Below are 5099 nucleotides of genomic sequence, written 5' to 3'. Positions count from 1 at the left end.
ACAACTACCATCGGCCTCATACCTCCTGCGGGGACGCCCCTCCGGCCTCGTTGGCCCCGGCCCGAGTCAACAACGTCATGACCTCTTACACCTAGCGGGCGGGGCCGACGCCTAGACTCAGGGCATGACTCCCGAGTGGTGGATGGCGCTGGCCGCCCTGGTCCTCCTGGCCGTGCTGGCCGTCGTCGTGGTGGTGCTGGCGGTGCGCCAGGTCCGCCTCGGCGTGCAGCACCAACGGACGCGTCTCCTGGTGGACGCCCTCGACGCGCGGGTGGGCGGCGTGCAGCGCCGGCTGGAGGAGGTGCCCGGCATCGGCACGGGCCGCCACGAGGTCGCGCTGGTGCTGAACCCCATCAAGACGCACGCGGACCGGGTGCGGCGCGAGCTCGAGCGGCTCGCGGCGGCGGAGGGCCTCGGCGAGGTGCTCGTGCTCGAGACGCAGGAGGACGACCCCGGCACCGCCATGGCGCGGCAGGCCCTCGACGCCGGCGCCCGGCTCGTGATCGCCGCGGGCGGCGACGGCACGGTCCGCACCGTGGCCGAGCAGCTGGCCGGCACCGACGTCGCCCTCGGCGTGGTGCCGCTGGGCACCGGGAACCTGCTGGCCCGCAACCTGGACCTGCCGATCAACGACGTCGAGCAGTGCCTGCGGATCGCCGTGGGGGGCCGGCAGCGGCGCATCGACACCGTGGACGTCCGCTTCACGCACGAGGACGGGCGCGTCACCCGGCAGACCTTCACCGTGATCGGCGGCGCCGGCTATGACGCGGACATCATGGGCGACACCAAGGACGAGCTGAAGAGCCTGGCCGGCTGGCTGGCCTACAGCGAGGCCGGCATGCGGCACCTGCGCGGCAAGCGGCACGAGGTGACCGTGGCCCTCGACGGCGGTCAGCCCCGCCGGTTCAAGGTGCGCACCGTGATGGTGGCCAACTGCGGGATGCTCACGGGCGGCGTCGAGCTGCTGCCCCAGGCCAAGCTCGACGACGGCCTTCTCGACGTCATGGTCCTCTCACCCCGGCACGCGCTCGACTGGGCGCGGATCGCCGTGAAGACCGTGACCCGGCACCGCAGCTCCGTCCCCGCGATGCACACGGAGCAGGCCCAGCGCGTGAAGGTCGAGTTCGCCGAGCCGATGCCCTCCCAGCTCGACGGCGACGCCACCGGGGTCATCACCGCCCTCGACGCCCGCGTGCAGCCGGACTCGCTCGTCGTGATGCTCGTGGCCGAGGACGACGCCTCCGTCCGCGACGACGGGGTCTCCGCCGCCGCCCCCGTCCCGGAACCGGCCCCGCACATCTGACCCCCCGCCCCCGCTTTCGTTCGGGAAACGGCGGCTTCCCCACCGTTTTCGTTCGGGAAACGGGCGCCGGGGCGACGCGCGGACGGGAAGCACGACGACGGCCCGTCGTCGTCGTGGTGATCGTCCCGTTTCGGCAACGAAAGTCCCTCGGGGGCCGCCGTTTCCCGAACGAAAGTGACCCTGGGGCCGCCGTTTCCCGAACGAAAGTGCGGCACCGCCTCAGCGGGAGCGGAGGGACTCCACCCAGGCGCGGCCGGAGCGATACGCGGCGTCGGTGAACTCGGCCGGCACCCTCGTGGGCACGGGCTCGGCCTGGGCGTAGGAGCCCAGGAACCGCAGGTCGGGGTACTCCCGGTACAGGGCCGCGAGCGCATCACCCACGCGGGCCTCCGCCAGGTGGCCCTCGAGGTCGAGGGAGAAGAAGTACCGCCCGATGCCCTCGCCGGTCGGCCGGGACTCGATGCGGGAGAGGTTCACCCCGCGCGTGGTGAACTCGGCCAGGATCTGCCCGAGGGCGCCGGGCCGGTCCTCCGGCAGCGGCACCACCAGCGTGGTCTTGTCCGCTCCCGTGGGCGCGGGCAGGGCCGTCGGCCGGGAGAGCAGCACGAAGCGCGTCACGGCGCCCGGCACGTCCTCGATCCGCTCGGCGAGCACCGGCAACCCGGTCTGCTCGGCCACGAGCGGGGCGCACACGGCGGCGTCGAAGTCGCCCTGGGCCACGAGGCCGGCCCCGGCCGCCGTCGACGGGGCGGGCGTGAAATCCACACCCGGCAGCGCCGTCTCGGCCCAGCCGCGCACCTGCGCCCAGGCGTGGGGGTGCGTGGTCACGCGCCGCACGTCCTCGATCGCAACGCCGGGCCGGCCCACGAGCACGAAGCTGATGGGCACGTGCACCTCCGCGAGGATCTGCAGCGTCTCCCCGAGGGCGATCTCGTCCACGGTGGCGGAGACGCCGCCCTCCACCGAGTTCTCGATGGGGACGACCGCGCGGTCCACCTCCCCCCTGCGCAGCGCCGCCACGGCGCTCAGCACGGAGCCCGCAGACACGAACTCGGCCTCGGCCGGGTCCGCCACCTTGCGCAGGGCGGCCTCGGTGAAGGTGCCGGCCGGGCCGAGGAAGGCGTAGCGCAGGCGCGACGGCGTCGCGTCAGCGGAGCCCGTCCCCGTCACTTGACGGTGGGCTCGGCGTCGCCGTCGGCCTCCATCGGCTTGCCGGCCTCGAGCCACGCGCCGGAGCCGCCGGCCACGTTGATGGCCGAGTAGCCGCGGCCGGTCATGAACTCGGCGGCGCGGGCGGAGCGGCCGCCGGTGCGGCAGATCAGGTAGTAGTCCGTGTCCGGGTCCAGCTCCTCGAGCCGGTCCGGCAGCTGGCCCAGCGGGATGTGCTGGGCGCCGGCGGCGCGGCCCAGGGCCCACTCGTCGTCCTCGCGGACGTCCAGGATGGTTGCATCGGCGGGGATCTCGTTCACATCGACGGTCTCGAAGGCGCTCATGGCTTCAGCGTAGCCACCCGCCCGGGCATCCCAGGAAGGCCCCGCCGTCCATGACCCGGGCCACGCCCGTTAGGCTCGGCCGCATGCAGACCTCCGACGCCGCACCCGCCGCCGACGACGACCGCACCCCCTCCGCCCCCGGCCCGGCCCGGCTCCTGGACCGCTCGGCCGTGCGCCTGCGGGAGGACCTCGCCGCCGGGGAGCTGAGCGCCCGGGAGGTCACGGAGGCGGCCCTCGCCGCGGCCCAGGCCCACGCGGACCTCGGCGCGTTCGCCCTCCTCGACGCCGAGGGCGCCCGGACCCGTGCGGCCGAGCTGGACGCGGCCCACCCGCGCGTCGCACCCCGGGCCGTGCCCGGTCCGCACACCTCCCCCGCCCCGGACGACGACGGCGCCCCCGCCTCCCTGCACGGTCTTCCGCTGGCGTACAAGGACCTGATCGACGTGCGCGGGATGCCCACGCGATTCGGCTCCGCCCTGCTGGCCGACGCGCCGCCGTCCGCGCAGGACGACCCGCTCGCGCTCCGCCTGCGCGGGGCCGGCACCGTCACCCTCGGCAAGACGACCGTGCCCGAGTTCGGCCTGGACTCCTACTCGGAGAACCTCGTGACGGCGCCGGCCCGCAACCCCCTGGACCCCACCCGCACCGCGGGCGGCTCCTCGGGCGGGGCCGCGGCCGCCGTCGCCGCGGGGATCCTCCCGTTCGCCCCGGGCTCGGACGGGGGCGGGTCCATCCGCATCCCCGCCGCGGCGTGCGGGCTCGTGGGCCTCAAGCCCGGTCGCGGGGAGCTGCCGATGGACGAGCACGCGGACACGGTCCGCAACCTCACGGTGTCGGGCCCGCTGGCCCACACGGTCGAGGACGCCGCCCTGCTCTACGACGTGCTGCTCTCCCCCGAGGGTCTGCCCGGCCGGGTGCTGCCGGACCTGCGCCGCACCGTGGAGACCGCCCGGGCCGGGGGCGCCGTCGACGCCCGCCGGATCGGCGTCACCACGGCCTCGCCCTTCGCCTCCAACCTCGAGATCTCCCTGGCCCGGCCCGCCGTCACCGCCCTGACGAAGGCCGCCGCCGCCCTGGACGCGGGCGGCCACGCGGTCGAGGACCTCTCCCCCTACTACGGCGAGGACTACCACCGGGACTTCCGCACGGTGTGGACGGCCGGGCTGCTCCGGGCGCCGCTGCCGGAGGACGCCGAGGCGCGCGTGGGCGCGGTGGCCGCGCACTTCCTGCGCACGGCCCGGGCCGCAGGGCGCGCCGAGCTCGACGACGCCGCCCACCGGCTCGAGGAGTGGGCGCGCGGGGTGCGGGCGCAGTTCGCCGCCGTCGACGTGGTGATGACCCCGGTGCTGGCCACCGCGCCCCCGCCGGTCGGCCACTTCCTGGCGATGGAGCCCGAGGCCAACTACGAGGCGCAGTGCGCGTTCACGCCCTACACCTCGATGGTCAACGTGCTCGGCCTGCCCGCGGTCGCGGTGCCCGTGCTCCGGGACGAGCGGGGCCTGAACTGGTCCGTCCAGCTCATCGGCCGGCCCGGCACGTCCGCGCCCCTGCTCGCCCTGGCCGCGCACCTCGAGCTGCTGCTGGCCGGCTGAGCCGGCCGGTCAGGTCGAGGTGTAGTCGCCCAGGGAGATCCCGGCGATCACCAGGATCACGAGGAACACGACGGCGAGCAGCAGCAGGGCGAGGGACACGTAGTTCATCACGAGGCCGGCGATCGCCATGCCGCGGCCGTGGGGCTCGCGCTTGAGGCCGATGTGGCCGAGGACCACGCCCACGATCGGCGGGAGGAGGAACGTGAACCCGCCCACCACGGAGATGATGCCGAGGATCATGGAGGCCACCGAGCGGCCGACGCCGTCGGTCTGGCCGGGCTGCAGCGGGGCTCCGAAGCCGTGGCCGGGCGTGCCCTGCCCGTAGCCGTAGGCGGGGACGGTGTTCGCGTCCTGGCCGTAGCCGTACGGCTGCCCGTAGGCGGGGCGGGTCTGCCCCTCCTGCTCGGCGTACGAGGGGGCCCGGTCCCAGGCGGCGCGGTCGGCGTCGCCGGCCGGGGCGTCGGGCCAGCCGGCGGCGGAGGAGCCGGTGCCGGAGGAGCCCGCACCGGCCTCGGACCCGTACCAGCTCGGCCGGGTGGCCTCACGGCGCGGGTCGTGGGAGGCGTGGGGGTCGGTCATGACGGTCCTTCCGGTTCGGGGCGTCGCGGTCCGGTGCCGAGTCTAGGGCGTGTCTGAGAATAGATGCACGAGTCAGCTGAGACCCTGGGGACATGTCCCGGTTCCAGATGCTCTCTGACACCCAATGGGAGT

General features: G+C 75.0%; 5 protein-coding genes. 2 read left to right on the top strand and 3 right to left on the bottom strand.

Annotation, left to right across the window (positions count from 1 at the left end; genetic code table 11):
- Window positions 1-124: 124 nt before the first annotated feature.
- On the top strand, window positions 125-1303 hold the full coding sequence (locus AUV08_RS09210) for a diacylglycerol kinase family protein (RefSeq protein ID WP_061866745.1): 1179 nt from the start codon (window positions 125-127) through the stop codon (window positions 1301-1303).
- Window positions 1304-1522: 219 nt separating this feature from the next.
- On the opposite strand, the gene pheA is transcribed toward AUV08_RS09210, so the two are convergent.
- Window positions 1523-2473, bottom strand: a complete 951-nt coding sequence (pheA, locus tag AUV08_RS09205) for a prephenate dehydratase (protein WP_010079683.1) — start codon at window positions 2471-2473, stop codon at window positions 1523-1525.
- Window positions 2470-2796, bottom strand: a complete 327-nt coding sequence (locus tag AUV08_RS09200) for a rhodanese-like domain-containing protein (RefSeq protein ID WP_002858251.1) — start codon at window positions 2794-2796, stop codon at window positions 2470-2472. Before AUV08_RS09200 ends, pheA begins: the two co-directional genes overlap by 4 nt.
- Window positions 2797-2879: 83 nt before the next feature.
- Here AUV08_RS09200 and AUV08_RS09195 point away from each other — a divergent pair, with 83 nt between their 5' ends.
- On the top strand, window positions 2880-4388 hold the full coding sequence (locus AUV08_RS09195; RefSeq protein ID WP_061866746.1) for an amidase: 1509 nt from the start codon (window positions 2880-2882) through the stop codon (window positions 4386-4388).
- A 9-nt stretch (window positions 4389-4397) separates the two neighbouring features.
- On the opposite strand, the gene AUV08_RS09190 is transcribed toward AUV08_RS09195, so the two are convergent.
- Window positions 4398-4967 (bottom strand): DUF4190 domain-containing protein, encoded by a 570-nt coding sequence (locus AUV08_RS09190; RefSeq protein WP_061866747.1) that lies wholly within the window; start codon window positions 4965-4967, stop codon window positions 4398-4400.
- Window positions 4968-5099 lie beyond the last annotated feature (132 nt).

The organism is Micrococcus sp. CH7, from assembly GCF_001595485.1.
Lineage (GTDB): Bacteria > Actinomycetota > Actinomycetes > Actinomycetales > Micrococcaceae > Micrococcus > Micrococcus luteus.
This window is presented reverse-complemented; position numbering and strand designations above follow the sequence as displayed.

What these genes read in the sequence shown, in the direction of transcription:
- AUV08_RS09190 (WP_061866747.1), bottom strand. Translation starts at nt 4,967, where the DNA reads ATGACCGACCCCCACGCCTCCCACGACCCGCGCCGTGAGGCCACCCGG.
- AUV08_RS09195 (WP_061866746.1), top strand. Translation starts at nt 2,880, where the DNA reads ATGCAGACCTCCGACGCCGCACCCGCCGCCGACGACGACCGCACCCCC.
- AUV08_RS09210 (WP_061866745.1), top strand. Translation starts at nt 125, where the DNA reads ATGACTCCCGAGTGGTGGATGGCGCTGGCCGCCCTGGTCCTCCTGGCC.
- AUV08_RS09200 (WP_002858251.1), bottom strand. Translation starts at nt 2,796, where the DNA reads ATGAGCGCCTTCGAGACCGTCGATGTGAACGAGATCCCCGCCGATGCA.